Annotated in this window: 16 protein-coding genes and 1 pseudogene; 13 read left to right on the plus strand and 4 right to left on the minus strand. The window is 57.0% G+C overall.

Translation table 11 applies throughout. The features are described 5' to 3' along the window. The 5 genes and pseudogenes from HBN68_RS11150 to HBN68_RS11165 all read left to right on the plus strand — a co-directional run. Window positions 1-272: pseudogene (locus HBN68_RS11150) on the plus strand (type VI secretion system tip protein VgrG); the annotation flags it as partial. Next, on the plus strand, window positions 269-1,102 hold the full coding sequence (locus tag HBN68_RS11155) for a DUF4123 domain-containing protein (RefSeq protein ID WP_094992516.1): 834 nt from the start codon (window positions 269-271) through the stop codon (window positions 1,100-1,102). The pseudogene HBN68_RS11150 and the gene HBN68_RS11155, both read left to right, overlap by 4 nt. Beyond that, on the plus strand, window positions 1,099-2,127 hold the full coding sequence (locus tag HBN68_RS22180) for a toxin VasX (RefSeq protein WP_262373507.1): 1,029 nt from the start codon (window positions 1,099-1,101) through the stop codon (window positions 2,125-2,127). Before HBN68_RS11155 ends, HBN68_RS22180 begins: the two co-directional genes overlap by 4 nt. Before the next feature lie 12 nt (window positions 2,128-2,139). Beyond that, complete coding sequence (locus tag HBN68_RS22185) at window positions 2,140-4,461, plus strand: hypothetical protein (protein ID WP_262373508.1); 2,322 nt, start codon at window positions 2,140-2,142, stop codon at window positions 4,459-4,461. Next, window positions 4,458-5,375 (plus strand): DUF6708 domain-containing protein, encoded by a 918-nt coding sequence (locus HBN68_RS11165; protein ID WP_169964105.1) that lies wholly within the window; start codon window positions 4,458-4,460, stop codon window positions 5,373-5,375. The genes HBN68_RS22185 and HBN68_RS11165 overlap by 4 nt, the downstream gene beginning before the upstream one ends. A 73-nt stretch (window positions 5,376-5,448) precedes the next feature. Here the strand turns inward: HBN68_RS11165 and rhlB are convergent, their stop codons facing one another. After that, window positions 5,449-6,939: an ATP-dependent RNA helicase RhlB gene (rhlB, locus tag HBN68_RS11170; protein WP_169964107.1), complete on the minus strand. Its 1,491-nt coding sequence runs from the start codon at window positions 6,937-6,939 to the stop codon at window positions 5,449-5,451. 84 nt (window positions 6,940-7,023) lie between these two features. Next, window positions 7,024-7,680 (minus strand): alpha/beta hydrolase, encoded by a 657-nt coding sequence (locus HBN68_RS11175; RefSeq protein ID WP_094992513.1) that lies wholly within the window; start codon window positions 7,678-7,680, stop codon window positions 7,024-7,026. Window positions 7,681-8,097: 417 nt separating this feature from the next. Here HBN68_RS11175 and HBN68_RS11180 point away from each other — a divergent pair, with 417 nt between their 5' ends. From HBN68_RS11180 to HBN68_RS11215, 8 genes are all read left to right on the plus strand, one after another. Continuing rightward, window positions 8,098-9,126 (plus strand): amino acid ABC transporter substrate-binding protein, encoded by a 1,029-nt coding sequence (locus HBN68_RS11180; protein WP_169964109.1) that lies wholly within the window; start codon window positions 8,098-8,100, stop codon window positions 9,124-9,126. A 65-nt stretch (window positions 9,127-9,191) separates the two neighbouring features. Beyond that, a complete protein-coding gene (locus HBN68_RS11185; RefSeq protein ID WP_094992512.1) occupies window positions 9,192-10,373 on the plus strand; it encodes an amino acid ABC transporter permease in 1,182 nt (393 codons plus the stop codon). 10 nt (window positions 10,374-10,383) lie between these two features. Then, window positions 10,384-11,481: an amino acid ABC transporter permease gene (locus tag HBN68_RS11190; protein WP_169964111.1), complete on the plus strand. Its 1,098-nt coding sequence runs from the start codon at window positions 10,384-10,386 to the stop codon at window positions 11,479-11,481. Between the two features lie 12 nt (window positions 11,482-11,493). Next, window positions 11,494-12,258, plus strand: coding sequence for an amino acid ABC transporter ATP-binding protein (locus HBN68_RS11195; RefSeq protein WP_169964113.1), 765 nt, complete (start codon window positions 11,494-11,496; stop codon window positions 12,256-12,258). Between the two features lie 201 nt (window positions 12,259-12,459). Next, on the plus strand, window positions 12,460-12,603 hold the full coding sequence (locus HBN68_RS11200; protein ID WP_169964115.1) for a hypothetical protein: 144 nt from the start codon (window positions 12,460-12,462) through the stop codon (window positions 12,601-12,603). Between the two features lie 40 nt (window positions 12,604-12,643). Continuing rightward, window positions 12,644-13,963, plus strand: a complete 1,320-nt coding sequence (locus tag HBN68_RS11205; RefSeq protein ID WP_094992509.1) for a CynX/NimT family MFS transporter — start codon at window positions 12,644-12,646, stop codon at window positions 13,961-13,963. Between the two features lie 64 nt (window positions 13,964-14,027). After that, entirely contained in the window at window positions 14,028-14,507 is a 480-nt protein-coding gene (locus HBN68_RS11210; RefSeq protein ID WP_169964117.1) for a nuclear transport factor 2 family protein, read from the plus strand. A 2-nt stretch (window positions 14,508-14,509) separates the two neighbouring features. Beyond that, window positions 14,510-14,800, plus strand: a complete 291-nt coding sequence (locus HBN68_RS11215) for a GIY-YIG nuclease family protein (protein WP_094992507.1) — start codon at window positions 14,510-14,512, stop codon at window positions 14,798-14,800. Between the two features lie 69 nt (window positions 14,801-14,869). Here the strand turns inward: HBN68_RS11215 and HBN68_RS11220 are convergent, their stop codons facing one another. Together HBN68_RS11220 and yejK are read right to left on the minus strand one after the other, a co-directional pair. After that, entirely contained in the window at window positions 14,870-15,220 is a 351-nt protein-coding gene (locus HBN68_RS11220) for a glutaredoxin family protein (protein WP_169964118.1), read from the minus strand. Next, window positions 15,220-16,224 carry a nucleoid-associated protein YejK gene (gene yejK / locus HBN68_RS11225; protein WP_094992505.1) on the minus strand — a complete coding sequence of 335 codons (1,005 nt, stop codon included), beginning with the start codon at window positions 16,222-16,224 and terminating at the stop codon, window positions 15,220-15,222. Before yejK ends, HBN68_RS11220 begins: the two co-directional genes overlap by 1 nt. Window positions 16,225-16,477: the final 253 nt, after the last annotated feature.

Genomic DNA, 16,477 nt, shown 5'->3' on the forward strand with positions numbered 1-16,477 from the left:
TCCACCTCAAGGCCGGGGCCCTGGTGACGTTGGATGCAGGCGCGAACCTGACGTTGATGGCAGGCGGTCATCATCTCGTGATCAATGCGGCGGGCATTTTTTGCAGCACACCGATCCAGTTGGGGGGCGTGCCGATACCGGGCATACCTGATCTTGTTGAGCCGCTGATCGCCCTGGCGCCAGCTCCGCAAATTGAGGCACTGAGGGCGGCCGCACGTGGAGCAAAGCCGATCTGCCCGGTTTGCGAAAAAATGCCGAGCATTCAAGCATGAGCCGCGCTTACTTGCTGCTCGACAGTTGCCAGATCGAAAACCTTCCCGTCCGATTGGTGGACCTGGCCCCCGGATCAATCCCTCATGTTTTGTACCGTATGACCCAATACGCCGAGTTGACGATTTGCAGTCCGTTATTAGTCTGCGTCGAAGCTCACAGCCCGTTGGCGCACACCTTTGAAATGCATTGGCAGGACAATGCAGGCATCTGGCTGGAAAGTGATGTTGACGAAGACCTTTTGATTGCGCACTTGCGCAGCCTGGTTCACGCCCGGGTAGACGGCGATGTGAGCGTGTTATTCCGTTATTACGACCCCCGGATTGCCCGATTGTGGTTGCAAGACTTGCCTGCCGGTGTGCGTGAAAAAGTGATGGGCCCCGTCAGCCTGATTCGCTTGCCTGGTTGTGAGTTCCGTCGTAATGGGCCTGCGCAGGCCGGGGCCGACTATGCGCATATCCCTTGGTTGAAACTCAACGTCCCACAGATCGAGCACCTCGGCCAAGAAGGGCGAGGTGTCATCCTGCAGCGCGTACTGGAACATGCTGAGCAGTATTTTCCGGAATATGTGCACGGGCTGGCGTTAGCTGCGCGCAAGCAATGGGCGATTGCTTGCTGCGGCCATGCCGAGCGTCAGGGGTTTGGGGCTGTGGATGAGGTGATGCGCTGGGTCAGTGTTTACGGTCATTTTGGTGACACTTTCCCTGACGGCCCCGCTCACACGCGGTATCGCCAGTTACTGGCAGCTCGCGAGCTTTCACCTAAAGAGCGCCTGGACAAGGTGCTGGACGAGTTCAAACGCCAAATTGCATGCGCAGAGGTTGCCCTATGAGCACTGAGCAACGACTCGCCAGGCTCTCACAACTGGAGGCGGCTGACCGGGCTGCCCGTGGCCATGAACATATCGACATTCATAGTGCCGGCGGCCAGTGCCCGGCTCACCAGCCTTACCTTTTTGTGCTGCCGGTACGGTACGCGTTGAGCGAACAGGCGGCGACACACAGCGCCTCTCAACCGGGCATTGTTCCCGACAGTCATCCCATGGCCGCGCGATTGCTGCGTGAAGGATTTGTGTATGTGTGGCAAGGCAGCAAAGGGCTGCAGCGCTATGCCGTGGCGATCAACGGATGCCTATATGAGCAGGCGCTACAGGCCGATGACACGCGGGTTGAACGCGGCAACCTCCATGGCCTTACGCTGAGCAAGCATGAGCCGGTCTCGATGCTCTACAGCGAATACCCCCTTTCGCCCGAGGCTTGCCAGAACTTGTATGACCCGCAAGTACGTGCCCAGCGCATGCGCGCACTCGATTTACGCCAGCTTGCCAATGAATTGCAGGCCCCTCACTGCGTACCGCTCAATAAAGCGAATGAGCTCATGGGCGAACTGATACCTGAAACCTATGCGCGGGCCGTCACCCTTGACCATTTACGCAACGGCCCAGCGCATAAGGCCCACGAACAGCAATTGGCACAGCGACTGTTCGAAAACCGGCCCACCGACAACATTCAGCACAACATCACGGCATTAACCGATGCCCGGCGCTGGAACCAAGAACGCGCCAGCGTAGCGGCCGGCCATCCGGATATCACCGCAGACGACACGCCGCCCGGTGAGTGGAGCGCAGTGCCGTGGACGCCGATCAGCGTTCGGCAACAGCTGGAACTCGCCCAGCAGCAGGCTCAAGGCTTATATGCCGTACTGGCTTGCCTGGATGACGATCTGGGCGTTTTGCGTGATATCAATCATGAACAGGAACAGGTCGAAAGCCAGCATGAGCAATGGCAGCAGGACCACCAGCTGCGCTTGAGCATCGGCGGATTCATACGCAGCCTGATTACCGAAGATGGCGCTTAAATTGCGGGACAGGTGAGTTATCGCTACCGCGAGCACCTCCTTGAGCTGACCCCTGAGCAAGGTGAGCAACTGCTGAGGGTTGATCATGAACTCGAAGAGCTGTTTCGCGAAGAAGCACGGTTGAATCAAAAGCGCGGGCGTCATTCAAAGAATTGGGAAGGTGCTGTCAGGCTGGAAGAAGTGCAGGCTCAAATAAAACGTACGGTAGCGCCGGTGCGTGAATTCATTCCTGCTCATTTGCACACGGAAGTTGAAGCGTTGGTGCGCGATTACCGAGCATCAAAAGTGGCTAATCTGGAAAACCGTTTCGTCAGTGAAAAGGTTGAGCAGTACATTGACTTACCGGCCATGAATACGTGGCTTGATCACACTGCCCCCACCCATTTTGCTCAGGTTCAACAGCGCCACACCCGACTCTATGCCGACCGGGGTGTGTATTTGGCCCGGCACCATAGCGGCACGTGGTTTGTCGATTTCCACAACCCCGCTCACCTGACATGGCTTGGCCACTTGGCCATTGCCTGCCTGAGCGCGCAATGCCTGCGCAAACAAGGTGCCGAGCAATATGCCGACTACGTGCGCAGTGCCGATCAAGGCGCCTTGCGTCAGTTGTTCTACGGCTGGAGCCCGACCCTGGAGGCGGCGGTCATCGGCATTAGCCGGTCCGCAGAGTTGATGGCGGCATTGAGTCTGGAAAACCAGGCCAACGCCGAACAGGCCTTGATCAAAATACTCGGCCCGCTGGGCGTGCCGATCCTTGCCAGCCTCGCCGAACTTGCTCGCGAGGCTGACAGTTCGTGGAATACCCTTATCAAACGCTTGGGGGCAGCATTGCTGTTACTGGGAGGTGAGCCCGGCACGCCGTTAAGCGGGGCGTGGATGAGCATCATGGTTGCCGCGCGCGTGGGCAGTGAAACCGGCTTGCGCCTGATCGATCAGGGCGGGCGGCAGGTGTTGCAACTGGTCGGTAAAGCTGCCGAAGAACTTACTCAGTGGGCAAAAATAACCGGTAAAGCCATCGGCACAGGGCACGTCGCCAATATCGTTAACTCGCCTGCGGTGCAAAATAGCGGCGGCGTGATTGCATTGGCGGCATTGCTGCTCAATAGCTGGAATGCGGGGCGTTATCTAAGCCAGGCGCAGGTGCTGGAAGGGGTGGATCAACAGCGTCAGTACGAGACAGCGTCCGCGACGTTATATGCAGCAGCCGCGTTGGTGGCGGTGATTGATGCGCAGGTCAGGAAGGGTTTTTGGGGAGGGAGAGGCGTTGAAGTCATTTCTTTGAAGGCCGGTAGAACTTCATACATCGCCTCCGTTATGACAATGCTGGGTGGCATTCTTGGCTTTCTTTCTTCCATAGCAGCATTTATGGAATACAAAGCACTTCAAATTCAACTAGATAACATGCAGGGAAATTTAGATCCGTGGTTGAAAGTGCGGCAGACAGTATCTGCGGGATTTGCTATAGCGTCTGGCGTACAGGCGATGCTCGGTATAATACACACCTCTAAAAGCATGGTTGCAAGCTATGGGGTCGCGCTAGCACAGGCCAGTTATTTAAGATGGTTGGGACCGATTAATGTGGTATTAGCGGTCTTAGGCGTGTTTTATGTGGTTTCTTGGTTCATGCAGCGGACGCCCTTACAGAATTTTCTTGCTCATTGCTGTTGGTCAAAGTTGAGGGCGGGGAAGTGGGAAGTTATTGCGTACGAAGCCCAGGCTAAAGAGTTGATGGAGTTACAGAATATACTGTTTACGCCGCGCCTCAGTTTTGAAAACGGGTCCAGCCAAGAGTTAGTGGATAACTGGGACGGTTTTCGATATGTCTCGACAGTTGAATCTCTGACAGTGGATTTGCCAGGTGCTGGTTTTTATGGCTCGTATGTTGATATTTCTATAGTGGGTGATCCTGTTGATACGATTGCTTATAGAAACATGATTAAAAATAACGGCTCTGGCCATCTTGTCGTCCCGCCGAGACCGATGCGGGATATAGGTAAGTATTGGATTGAAACCAGTACGTGTAACTGGATACCGTATAAGGAAGGGCAGGGTATACGTTTGTCGGGACTGTTTAACCTTGTGCCTGATGTTCTTGGGACTCAACCTCGTCTGGTATCGGTGCGTATACGATACCGAACCCCCATCACTTCAATGTTGAACCTGTCAGAGTTTATTGGGGGGCAAGAAGGGCTCGCATTTACTTGCTCTCCGCTCATCGGTTTGGTGGCGGTACGCGATGCTCCAACTCCAGAATTGAATAAAGCTGAGCGTTTACGTGTGCGTATCGAAGACCATGGTAAAAGTTTAAAGCCCTTGAGTATTAGGGAATGACTCTTCCGCCAGCAGGTACAAGTCAGAAAGGTTTTTTTTCACAAAACGAATATTTGGCGCCGTTAGCAGTGCCAACCGGAGAAGTTGCGAATGACGTGCTGGGTAGTGTGTGGATAAAAAATGACGTTTATATGGATGTCGGTTTATTCGCAATAGGTCAGGCTATCGTCGTGTTATGGGTAAATATATTAATTTTTACTGCGGTTGCCTTTTTTTGGGGTGATTGGGATGTTCTTTACTTGGGCGTCATTTTGTTTGCTTATCCTATTTATCTTCTTGTCACTGTCTTGAAAAAGCCGGTGCCTTTGCCTGCTCGTTTTAATCGCCAGCGTCGAGAAGTTTGCGTTCCGATTAATGCTAGCGAATATTGGATTGTTCCGTGGGAAACCGTTGTCGCCCAAGCAACTGAGTGTTATTCAATGACTCAAGCAGGAAAATATTCAACAGGCGGGGGATTGCTCGTGGTGTTCAAAAATCCTGACCCTGAGGCGGATGAGAAAGTTAAATACTGCCGTTTTTCTTTTGCCAGTGGCAGTACCAGGGCCTCAAAAATGGTCTGGGAGTGTATGCGTAGTTACATGGAAATCGGGCCCGACGCAGTTGATACTCCACCCCAATATCATCCGTACACCAAGGGGGTATTAGCAACCTATTGGGAGCAACTGGGCGAGGCTGCCAGTCGCAAGGGCTGGCCGTTGGCATTGCTATGGGAAGGCTTTTTCGGTGTATTTGTATTTAATGTGTTGTTCATTAGCGCCGTGCACAAGCTAAAACTAAACCCCCCTCCAGATTTGACCTGGCCGGAGATTGTTGAATGGTCTAAACCGATACCACCCGAGCAATGGGCCAAACGTTCGCCCGAGCTGGAAGCTGCCATTGCGCAGCGCGAAGCGGAGCTGGCATTACGCGATTAGTCAGTGCCAGAAGTGCCAGTCGGGCTCGCGAAGCGGTCGTTCCGCTATCGCGAGCAAGGGCTGGCCGGATCGATCAGGCTGTTTCGGTCGGGTCGTGGGGTTTGCGGGTGGCACGTACCACGGGGCGCAGCAGTTCGGTGGGCGGGGTTTCGCAGCTGATTTTGCGGCCCAGCTTGGTTTCGATAGCAGGCAGTTGATACGAGTCGTCTTCACCGGCAAAGCTGATGGATACGCCGTCTGCACCCGCACGCCCGGTTCGGCCAATGCGGTGGACGTAGTCGTCCGGCACTTCCGGCAGGGTGAAGTTGATCACGTGGCTGATGCCGTCGATGTGAATGCCGCGACCCGCCACGTCGGTGGCGACCAGAACGCGGATTTTACCTTCACGGAAGCCTTCCAACGTCTTGATGCGTTTGTGCTGGGGTACGTCGCCCGACAGTTGCGCGGCGTTGAGGCCGTCACGTACCAGCCGCTCTTCGATGCGGCGCACTTCATCCTTGCGGTTGGCAAATACGATGACACGTTCCCAACCGTTGTCATTCACCAGGTTGAACAACAACTTGTACTTATCGGCCCCGGCTACGGCGTAGACGTGTTGCTCCACACGGTCGCTGGCCACGTTTTCGGATTCAATTTCCACGATTGCCGGGTCGGTGGTCCATTGCTTGGCGAGGTTCATGACGTCTTCGGTGAAGGTCGCGGAGAACAGCAAGGTCTGGCGTTCGGCTTTGGGCGGGGTCTGGCGGATGATCTGGCGCACCTGCGGAATGAAGCCCATGTCCAGCATGCGGTCGGCTTCGTCGAGGACCATCACTTCAACCATGTCCAAATGCACTTCGCCGCGCTGGTTGAAGTCCAGCAGGCGGCCCGGGGTGGCTACCAGAATGTCGCAGTGACGGGCTTCAAGCTGTTTGAGTTGCTTGTCGAAGTCCATGCCGCCTACGAACGTCATGACATTGAGGTCGGTGTATTTGGTCAGGTCGGCTGCGTCTTTGGCAATTTGCACCACCAGCTCGCGGGTCGGCGCGATGATCAAGGCGCGGGGCTCGCCCATGTAGCGTTCTTTGGGCGGCGGGGTTTGCGTCAGTTGACTGATGATCGAAATCAGGAACGCGGCGGTTTTACCGGTACCGGTCTGTGCGCGGCCAATCGCATCACGGCCTGAGAGGGTGTAACCCAATACGCCCGCCTGAATCGGTGTGCAATAAGGAAAACCCAGGTCCTGGATAGCGTGCATCAGCTCGGGCGCGAGCTTGAAGTCGTGAAAGCGGGTTTTGCCTTCTTGAGGCTCTACCACGAAATCTTCGAGTTTCCAGGGGATGACCGGTGGCTTGGGGGCCGCTTCCCGGCGCGGTTTGGTCGGCTTTGGTTTTTCGCTGCGTGCCGAAGGTGCAGCAGGCTGTGCGTCGGGCGTTGTCACCGAGGCATCAGCGGGAGCAGGTTGGGCGCTGTGTTGCGCGTCGGTTCGCGGGCCGGGGCTGCTGGAAGGTGCTGTGGAAGCAGGCGCGAGCGGCTCAGCCTCGCTTTTACCGAATATTTTTTTGAGTGCTTTGAGCACGGTCATCTCATCAGTTGGTTAAGGAGTGTACGCCGGGCAGTGTAATGCAAGTCGCGTGCTCGGCGTAGTGAACGACAGGATGTTTCGGTTTTAACTCAGACGCGCCTTGAGCCAGACGCCTATGTCCCGGATTTCCTCAGGTAACACTTCATGGCTCATGGGGTATTCCTGCCAGATCACGGTTACGCCGCGGCTCTTTAAATGTTCATACGCCGTGCGACCCATGGAGTTTTGGACTACATCATCGTACTGACCGTGTAGGCACAAGGCCGGAATGCGTTGCTGACTGGCGGACAATTCCATTTCATCGCTGAAGGTTGGCGCGTAGGTGGAGAGGGCGATTACGCCACCCAATGCGCCCTGCCATTTCAGGTACGCGGTGTGAAATACCACGGCGCCGCCCTGAGAAAACCCGGCCAGAAAAATACGGTTGGCATCTATCCCGTGTGCTTTCTGTTGATCGATCAGCTCAATGACCATCCGGGCAGATTCATTTAACTCGTCTTCGCTGATTGATCGGGCCGGGCTCATGGCCTTGATGTCGTACCAGCTGGGCATGGGATACCCGCCATTGATGGTGACTGGGCGAGTGGGTGCCTGCGGCAAAACAAAACGTGTAGTCAGCAGGTTTTCTTGCAGCGCTTCGGCCACCGGCAAGAAGTCATAACGATCCGCGCCCAAGCCATGAAGCCAGATAACACAGGCATCAGCGGGCTTTGGGGGGTCGAGGATAAGAGGCTCGGTCATGGTTGCTCCATCGTTGTGCAGGCGTGCCATCAGGGGGCGCGGCTTGAGTACGAGTTCGTTTAACGTTTGGCGAAAATGTCTATTGCTTGAACGATTTTTCTGAAAATAAGCGCGCAATGTCGCAGGGCGTGTGACTGGTACGCGCTTTGCTATGAGCTATGGGCGTCTCTGCATATTTCCGGCGGTAACACTAACAGGCAACTGCCGTCGGGGGGATAGCAAAAAGCCCGAAGGTGAAGCTGGACAAGGAGTTCAACCGCTCAAGTGAGCGCTTCAGTTTGAAGGCTTGTGCGATGCACCCATCGCTCAAGGCTTATGCCGCTTGACCTCATTTAATGCCAACACAGGTCAACAGTGCCTCACAAGGGGGCGGCGGGTCTTGTTCAAACACAATAAAAGCAAGACTTGGAGGTTTGAATGAAGCAGTTGAAATCCACTTTGGCCCTGGCCACAGCAGCCGTAGTCCTCACTATGAGCGGTTTTGCCCATGCGGGCGCAACGCTGGACAGCGTGAAAAAGAAAGGCTTTGTGCAATGTGGTGTGAGTGACGGGCTGCCCGGTTTTTCGGTGCCGGACGCGTCCGGGAAAATTCTCGGGATTGATGCGGACATTTGCCGCGCCGTGGCCGCCGCTGTGTTTGGTGACGCGACCAAGGTCAAGTTCAGCCAGTTGAATGCCAAAGAGCGTTTCACGGCGCTGCAATCGGGCGAGGTGGATGTTCTGTCGCGTAACACCACGTGGACCAGCTCCCGTGATGCAGGCATGGGCATGGTGTTCGCCGGCGTGACGTACTACGACGGCGTGGGGTTTTTGGTGAACAACAAACTGGGGGTCAAAAGCGCCAAGGAGCTGGACGGCGCCACCATTTGCATTCAGGCGGGCACGACCACTGAGCTCAATGTCTCTGATTACTTCCGCGCCAATAACCTTACATACACGCCGATTACCTTCGACACCTCTGACGAAAGCGCCAAATCGCTGGAAAGCGGGCGCTGTGATGTGCTGACCTCCGACAAATCGCAGCTGTACGCGCAGCGCACCAAACTGGCGACACCTGGCGATTACGTGGTGTTGCCTGAAACCATTTCCAAAGAACCCTTGGGGCCGGTGGTACGCAAGGGCGATGAGGATTGGTTCAGCATCGTCAAATGGACCCTCTACGCCATGCTCAATGCGGAAGAGGCCGGGATTACTTCCAAAAACGTGGTGGCAGAAGCCAAGTCCACGAAAAACCCGGACGTTGCACGCTTGTTGGGCGCTGATGGTGAATACGGCAAAGACTTGAAACTGCCCAAGGACTGGGTCGTGCAGGTCGTCAGTCAGGTTGGCAACTACGGCGAAGTGTTTGAGAAAAACCTCGGCAAAAGCACACCTTTGGCCATCGACCGCGGGCTCAATGCCCTGTGGAACAACGGCGGGATCCAATACGCACCCCCTGTGCGCTGATAGCGCTGTCACCCGGCCGCTCCAAGGCCGGGTGATGTTATGTCCATTTTTTTCAGGGGTTCAACATGCAGACTAAAGTCGGCGCACTCAAGCCCAGGCTTAGCCTGAGCGATCCACGTGTGCGTGGGTGGGTATTTCAGATCGTCACTGTGGTACTGGTGGTCTGGCTGGGCGCGTATCTGTTTGACAACACCCAGACCAACTTGCAGCACCGGGGCATTACGTCGGGGTTTGACTTTCTGGAGCGCAGTGCCGGATTCGGCATCGCGCAACACTTGATCGATTACACCGAGTCCGACAGTTATGCCCGTGTTTTTGTCATCGGCTTGCTCAATACCTTGCTGGTTTCGGCCATTGGCGTGGTATTGGCGACGATGCTGGGTTTCATTATTGGCATCGCGAGGCTGTCACCCAACTGGATGATCAACAAGCTGGCGACGGTATACGTTGAGGTGTTTCGCAATATTCCGCCCCTGCTGCAAATTCTGTTCTGGTATTTCGCTGTGTTCCTGACCATGCCGCTGCCGCGCAACAGTCACAACATTGCTGACACCTTCTACATGAGCAATCGCGGGCTGAACATGCCCGCAGCGATGGCCACCGAGGCCTTCTGGCCATTTGTATTTAGCGTTCTGCTGGCTCTCGTGGTTGTGGTCCTGATGGTGCGTTGGGCCAACAAGCGCTTTGAAGACACCGGCATGCCATTTCATAAGTTCTGGGCGGCGCTAGGGCTATTGGTAGTGATTCCGGGTATCTGCGTGTGGCTGACGGGCAGCCCGGTGCATTGGGAAATACCGCAGCTCAAAGGCTTCAATTTCGTGGGTGGCTGGGTGCTGATCCCGGAGCTGCTGGCCCTGACCCTTGCCCTCACGGTGTACACCGCTGCATTTATTGCTGAAATCGTGCGCTCGGGTATCAAGTCAGTCAGCCATGGTCAGACTGAAGCCGCGCATTCTCTGGGCCTGAAATCGGGACCGACGCTGCGCAAGGTGATCATTCCTCAAGCGTTGCGGGTGATTATTCCGCCCCTGACCAGCCAATACCTGAACCTGGTGAAAAACTCTTCGCTGGCCGCAGGTATCGGTTATCCGGAGATGGTGTCGCTGTTTGCAGGGACGGTTCTCAATCAGACCGGCCAGGCAATCGAAGTCATTGCCATCACCATGAGCGTGTACCTGGCCATCAGCCTTAGCATTTCGCTGTTGATGAACGTGTACAACTCGCGCATTGCGCTGATCGAACGATGAGGGCGCGACCATGACCACTCATGTTTTCAAACCCGACTTGCCTGCGCCGGGCATGCGCATTGGCCTGCTGGCATGGGCTCGGGCCAATCTGTTTTCCAATGCGTTCAACACCGTGCTGACCCTGCTGGCGTGCTATCTGGTGTGGCTGATCGTGCCGCCGTTGCTGAACTGGGCGATTCTCGATGCCAACTGGGTTGGCACCACCCGCGAAGACTGCACCAAAGACGGCGCGTGTTGGGTGTTTATTCAGCAACGCTTTGGTCAATTCATGTACGGCTACTACCCCAGCGCGTTGCGCTGGCGGGTGGACCTGAGCGTCTGGCTGGCGGTGCTCGGGGCCGCGCCGCTGTTCGTATCGCGCTTCAAGCACAAGACGGTCTACGGACTGGGCTTTTTGGTGGTGTACCCGCTGCTGGCCTACACCTTGCTGCACGGTGGTTATTGGGGCTTGAGCCCTGTTGCCACCAGCCAGTGGGGCGGTCTGATGCTGACACTGGTGATTGCCACGGTGGGCATTGCCGGTGCCTTGCCGCTGGGTGTGTTGCTGGCGCTGGGCCGTCGCTCCGATATGCCCGCCATCCGCGTGGTATGCGTGACCTTTATCGAGTTCTGGCGCGGGGTGCCGTTGATCACGGTGTTGTTCATGTCGTCAGTGATGCTGCCGCTGTTTCTGCCCGAAGGCATGAACTTCGACAAGCTGCTGCGGGCGTTGATCGGGGTGATTCTGTTCCAGTCGGCTTACGTGGCCGAAGTGGTGCGCGGCGGGTTGCAAGCGATCCCCAAGGGCCAGTACGAGGCCGCGGCTGCCATGGGCCTCGGTTACTGGCGCAGCACCGGGCTGGTGATTTTGCCGCAAGCCTTGAAGCTGGTAATCCCCGGCATCGTCAACACTTTCATTGCCCTGTTCAAGGACACCAGCCTGGTCATCATCATTGGCCTGTTTGACCTGCTCAACAGCGTCAAGCAAGCAGCAGCGGACCCCAAATGGCTGGGTATGGCGACCGAAGGGTATGTGTTCGCGGCCCTGGTGTTCTGGATTTTCTGTTTCGGTATGTCCCGCTACTCCATGCACCTGGAGCGCAAGCTGGACACAGGCCACAAGCATTAGGAGACGTGCGTCATGAGTGAAGCCATCAAACAGACCGCCGAGCCACAAGGCATCATCCAGATGCTTGGGGTGAACAAATGGTACGGCCAGTTCCATGTACTTAAAGACATCAACCTCAATGTGCAGCCAGGGGAGCGGATAGTGCTGTGCGGGCCTTCGGGCTCGGGCAAGTCCACCACAATACGTTGCCTCAATCGCCTTGAAGAACACCAGCAGGGACGCATCGTGGTGGATGGCGTCGAGCTGACCAATGACCTCAAACAGATCGAAAGCGTGCGCCGTGAGGTGGGCATGGTGTTTCAGCACTTCAACCTGTTTCCGCACCTGACCATCCTGCAAAACTGCACGCTGGCACCGATGTGGGTGCGCAAGATGCCCAAGCGGCAAGCCGAAGAAATTGCCATGCATTATCTGGAACGGGTGCGCATTCCCGAACAGGCGCACAAATACCCAGGGCAACTGTCGGGTGGGCAGCAACAGCGGGTGGCGATTGCCCGGGCGTTGTGCATGAAGCCCAAGATCATGTTGTTTGACGAACCGACGTCGGCACTGGACCCGGAAATGGTCAAGGAGGTGCTCGACACCATGATCGGCCTGGCACAAGACGGTATGACGATGCTCTGCGTGACCCATGAAATGGGCTTTGCCCGGACCGTGGCGAATCGGGTGATCTTCATGGATAAAGGTGAAATCGTTGAGCAGGCCGCGCCCAACGATTTCTTCGACACCCCGCAAAACGATCGGACCCAGTTGTTTCTGAACCAGATCTTGCACTAGGCCTGTCGTGACACCCGCAGGCTGCGCGCTTTGATCACATCAAAGCGCGCAGCCTCCTACCTCACACGCCCGGATTGCCCCCGGCGTCTTCGTCTGGCTAAGATGTCCCGAATCTTTTGAGGTCCGCGCCAGCAACACTGCGGCGCTCTCAATACCGACATCGGCTGCGACCTGCTATTTCTCCTGCGCCTGATTATTGCCGTGCACAACCCGGCGCTCAGCGAGCTGTATCACGACAGCTCCAGTGGCGTCTGCAGCCAGTTGCGTCACACATCGACTATTCACCCGCGCCGCCCGTCGGTGTTCGATCGGCACATCGAACGGCAGGCTGCTGTCGAACAATAAGACCCTCAACGGGCGATGGCGTTTTGCCGGACGTTGAACAATAAACCTTGAACCGGAGCAGGCCATGACGAGCAATCCGCCACACCATAACGACAGCCCCGAACCCGCACGCCATCTGGAAGATCTGGATCAATTGCTGATTGATGCCGAGGTGGACGACGAAGTGGTCCAGCAAGCGCCTCCAGTGGTGGTGCGCCCCTGGTTGTTGCTGCTGGGCCTGGTGCTGGTGGCGTTGAACTTGCGCCCGGCGTTGTCGAGCATGGCGCCGCTGTTGGGCGAGGTCTCTGATCAATTGGGGTTGTCGGCCGCGCAAGCAGGCTTGCTGACCACCTTGCCGGTGTTGTGCCTCGGCATCTTCGCGCCCCTGGCGCCGATACTGGCCCGGCGATTCGGCACCGAGCGCGTGGTGTTGGGGATCTTGCTGACACTCGGCGGCGGCATCGTGCTGCGCAGTTACCTGGGGGAAAACGGTCTGTTTGCCGGCAGCATTCTGGCCGGTGCCAGCATCGGGGTAATCGGTGTGCTGTTGCCCGGCATCATCAAGCGTGACTTCGCCGGGCATGCTGGCACCATGACCGGGGTTTACACCATGGCACTCTGTCTGGGCGCTGCGCTGGCTGCCGGGGCGACCGTGCCGCTGAGCCATTATTTTGATAACAGTTGGGCGATAGGGCTAGGTTTCTGGGCGTTACCGGCGGTGTTGGCCGCGTTCTTCTGGCTGCCGCAAGTGGGCAAGCGTCAGGGCGCGCATAACGTGGCTTACCGGGTGCGCGGTTTATTGCGTGACCCGTTGGCGTGGCAGGTCACGCTGTATATGGGCTTGCAATCGTCCTTGTCGTACATCGTGTTTGGCTGGTTGCCGTCGATCCTGATTGGCCGTGGGTTGACCCCGACGCAAGCCGGGCTGGTGATGTCCGGGTCAGTGATCGTGCAACTGGCCACCGCGTTGACCGCGCCCTGGTTGGCCACGCGGGGCAAGGATCAGCGTCTGGCCATTGTGTTGGTGATGGGGATGACCTTGGCCGGTTTGTTTGGGTGCCTGTATGCGCCGCTTAACGGCTTGTGGGGCTGGGCCATTGTGTTGGGGCTGGGGCAGGGCGGGACATTCAGCTTGGCGCTGACCCTGATCGTGTTGCGTTCGCGAGACGCCCACGTCGCGGCCAATTTGTCGGGGATGGCGCAAGGCATCGGCTACACCGTGGCCTCCATGGGCCCGTTTGCCGTGGGGCTGGTCCACGAATTGACCGGTGGCTGGAACGCCCTGGGGTGGATTTTCGGCGTCGTGGGCATCGGTGCGATCATCGCCGGACTGGGGGCCGGGCGTGCGAAATACGTCAATGTCGTCAGCGAGAAGATCTGAAGCCATAGTGTTTCTGCTCATGTCGGATTATCGTGCACGAATTCCATCCTGCACGGACCCCGTCATGAGCCAAGCCCACCACGCGTTGATCACTCGTTTCTATCAAGCATTCCAGCAGCTGGATGCCGAAACCATGGCGCAGTGTTACACCGAAGACGTGCTGTTCAGCGATCCGGTGTTTGGCCAGTTGCGTGGGCAGGACGCTCGTGACATGTGGCGCATGCTCACGTCCCGGGCCAAGGATTTCACCCTCAGTTTCAACCAAGTGCAGGCGGACGATCAGCAGGGCAGCGCGCATTGGGTGGCTACTTATGTGTTCAGCCAGACCGGGGCGATTGTCATCAACGACATTCAGGCGCGCTTTGTTTTTCGCGACGGCAAAATCTGCGAGCACCATGACCATTTCGACCTGTGGCGTTGGTCGCGTCAGGCGCTGGGTATCAAAGGCACGCTGCTGGGCTGGACGCCGCTGGTGAAAAATGCGATCCGGGCCCAGGCGAAAAAAGGTCTCAAGGCCTTTCAGGCGCGCGGCCAAGGGCTGTAACAGTGACCGCAGTAACCGAATCTTGTGAAGCGACAGCCGCGAGTAAACCCTGGTTTGTGTACCTGGTGCGGGCTGCCAACGGGGCGTTGTATTGCGGTATCAGCGATGACCCGCATAAGCGTTTTGCCAAGCATCAAAGCGGCAAGGGTGCGCGCTTTTTTGCGTCCAGCCCGGCGGTAGCACTGGTGTATGTCGAATGCTGGCCCGACAAAGGCGAGGCGCTGCGTCAGGAGCGGCTGATCAAAAAGCTCAGGAAGAGCGCCAAGGAGTGCCTGGTAAAAAGCCAGGCATAGCGGTAATCGGTCTGCGCGGGTGAGGGGCAGGCATTTATCCGTTGTCGCCCTTGGCAGGCGGTGCGCCGTTTATTTCAATGCGTCGAGGATCGCCTCGGGCTTGAAGTCGCGAATCAGCGTGCCATTCACATCGAGTATCGGAATCCCGCGTCCGCCCAGCGCTTCATACGCCTTGCGCGCGACAGGGTCTTTGTCGATATCGAATTCGGTGTACGGGATGCCTTTTTCGTCGAGAAAGCGGCGGGTGGCTTTGCAATACCCGCACCACTCGGTGGCGTAGAGCACAACACGGGCGTTGGCCCGGGTCTGCTCGGCAACAACGCCCGAAGGGTTGAGCACGCGTTCAATCTTGCCCCAGTTCTGAAAAATCACCACGACCACCAGCACGAACAGGACTTTTTTCAGGATCCCGTTGAGCATTATTTGTTGCGCTTGAGCTGGTCGAGCAGTTGGGTCGGCAAGCCCTTGAGGATCAGCGTGCCGGCCTCTTCGTCGAATTCCACTTTGGAGCCCAGCAAATGGGCTTCAAAACTGATCGACAGGCCCTCGGCACGGCCTGTGAAGCGGCGGAACTGGTTGAGGGTGCGTTTGTCTGCCGGGATTTCCGGCGAGAGGCCGTAGTCTTTGTTGCGGATGTGATCGTAAAACGCTTTCGGGCGCTCTTCGTCGATCAACTCGGACAGCTCTTCAAGGCCCATCGGTTCGCCGATTTTGGCCTGGCTGCTGGCGTAATCGACCAGGGTTTTGGTTTTCTCGCGTGCGGACTCTTCTGGCAGGTCTTCGCTTTCCACGAAATCGCTAAAGGCTTTAAGCAGGGTGCGGGTTTCGCCGGGCCCGTCGACGCCTTCCTGGCAGCCGATGAAGTCGCGGAAATACTCTGACACCTTCTTGCCGTTTTTGCCTTTGATGAACGAAATGTACTGCTTGGACTGTTTGTTGTTCTGCCACTCGGACAAGTTGATCCGCGCTGCGAGGTGCAACTGGCCAAGGTCCAGATGACGCGACGGGGTCACGTCCAGCTCTGCGTTCACCGCCACGCCTTCGCTGTGGTGCAGCAGGGCAATGGCCAGATAATCGGTCATGCCTTGTTGATAGTGGGCGAACAGTACATGGCCGCCCACTGACAGGTTGGACTCTTCCATCAGCTTTTGCAGGTGCTCGACGGCTACGCGGCTGAAGGCCGTGAAGTCGGTGCCGCCATCCAGGTACTCCTTGAGCCAGCCGCTGAACGGATGCGCGCCGGATTCGGCATGGAAAAAGCCCCAGGCCTTGCCTTGTTTGGCGTTATAGCTTTCGTTGAGGTCCGCGAGCATGTTCTCGATGGCCTGCGACTCGGCCAATTCGGTGTCGCGGGCGTGGAGAACAGCGGGCGTACCGTCGGGTTTTTTCTCAATCAGATGGACGATGCAATGACGGATCGGCATGGGCTTCTCGGCGAGTGATCAGAAGACAGGGGGCAGGCCCCGCGAAAGCGGCAAGTGTAACGCACCTGAGCCTTTGGACGGCCTTCGCACCGGGGTTTAGGGTGCTTCTGTCGGCCGGGAGGCGTTTTTTTACGGTTTTAACGCGATAAAGCTGACCAAATGGGCAGGTAGAGGCGGATATTTGGCCGTCTCTGTGCTAGTTTTGCCCGGTCTTGCGCTGGGTAACGGCGCAAAGCGCGGATTCAGCATGTGT

Origin of the sequence: Pseudomonas sp. WS 5078 (genome assembly GCF_012985745.1) — a bacterium.
Classification (GTDB): domain Bacteria; phylum Pseudomonadota; class Gammaproteobacteria; order Pseudomonadales; family Pseudomonadaceae; genus Aquipseudomonas; species Aquipseudomonas lundensis_A.

Excerpts from the sequence above, each read along its gene's own strand:
- HBN68_RS11155 (WP_094992516.1), top strand. The coding sequence starts at position 269 with ATGAGCCGCGCTTACTTGCTGCTCGACAGTTGCCAGATCGAAAACCTT.
- HBN68_RS22180 (WP_262373507.1), top strand. The coding sequence starts at position 1,099 with ATGAGCACTGAGCAACGACTCGCCAGGCTCTCACAACTGGAGGCGGCT.
- HBN68_RS11165 (WP_169964105.1), top strand. The coding sequence starts at position 4,458 with ATGACTCTTCCGCCAGCAGGTACAAGTCAGAAAGGTTTTTTTTCACAA.
- rhlB (WP_169964107.1), bottom strand. The coding sequence starts at position 6,939 with ATGACCGTGCTCAAAGCACTCAAAAAAATATTCGGTAAAAGCGAGGCT.
- HBN68_RS11175 (WP_094992513.1), bottom strand. The coding sequence starts at position 7,680 with ATGACCGAGCCTCTTATCCTCGACCCCCCAAAGCCCGCTGATGCCTGT.
- HBN68_RS11180 (WP_169964109.1), top strand. The coding sequence starts at position 8,098 with ATGAAGCAGTTGAAATCCACTTTGGCCCTGGCCACAGCAGCCGTAGTC.
- HBN68_RS11185 (WP_094992512.1), top strand. The coding sequence starts at position 9,192 with ATGCAGACTAAAGTCGGCGCACTCAAGCCCAGGCTTAGCCTGAGCGAT.
- HBN68_RS11190 (WP_169964111.1), top strand. The coding sequence starts at position 10,384 with ATGACCACTCATGTTTTCAAACCCGACTTGCCTGCGCCGGGCATGCGC.
- HBN68_RS11195 (WP_169964113.1), top strand. The coding sequence starts at position 11,494 with ATGAGTGAAGCCATCAAACAGACCGCCGAGCCACAAGGCATCATCCAG.
- HBN68_RS11210 (WP_169964117.1), top strand. The coding sequence starts at position 14,028 with ATGAGCCAAGCCCACCACGCGTTGATCACTCGTTTCTATCAAGCATTC.
- HBN68_RS11220 (WP_169964118.1), bottom strand. The coding sequence starts at position 15,220 with ATGCTCAACGGGATCCTGAAAAAAGTCCTGTTCGTGCTGGTGGTCGTG.
- yejK (WP_094992505.1), bottom strand. The coding sequence starts at position 16,224 with ATGCCGATCCGTCATTGCATCGTCCATCTGATTGAGAAAAAACCCGAC.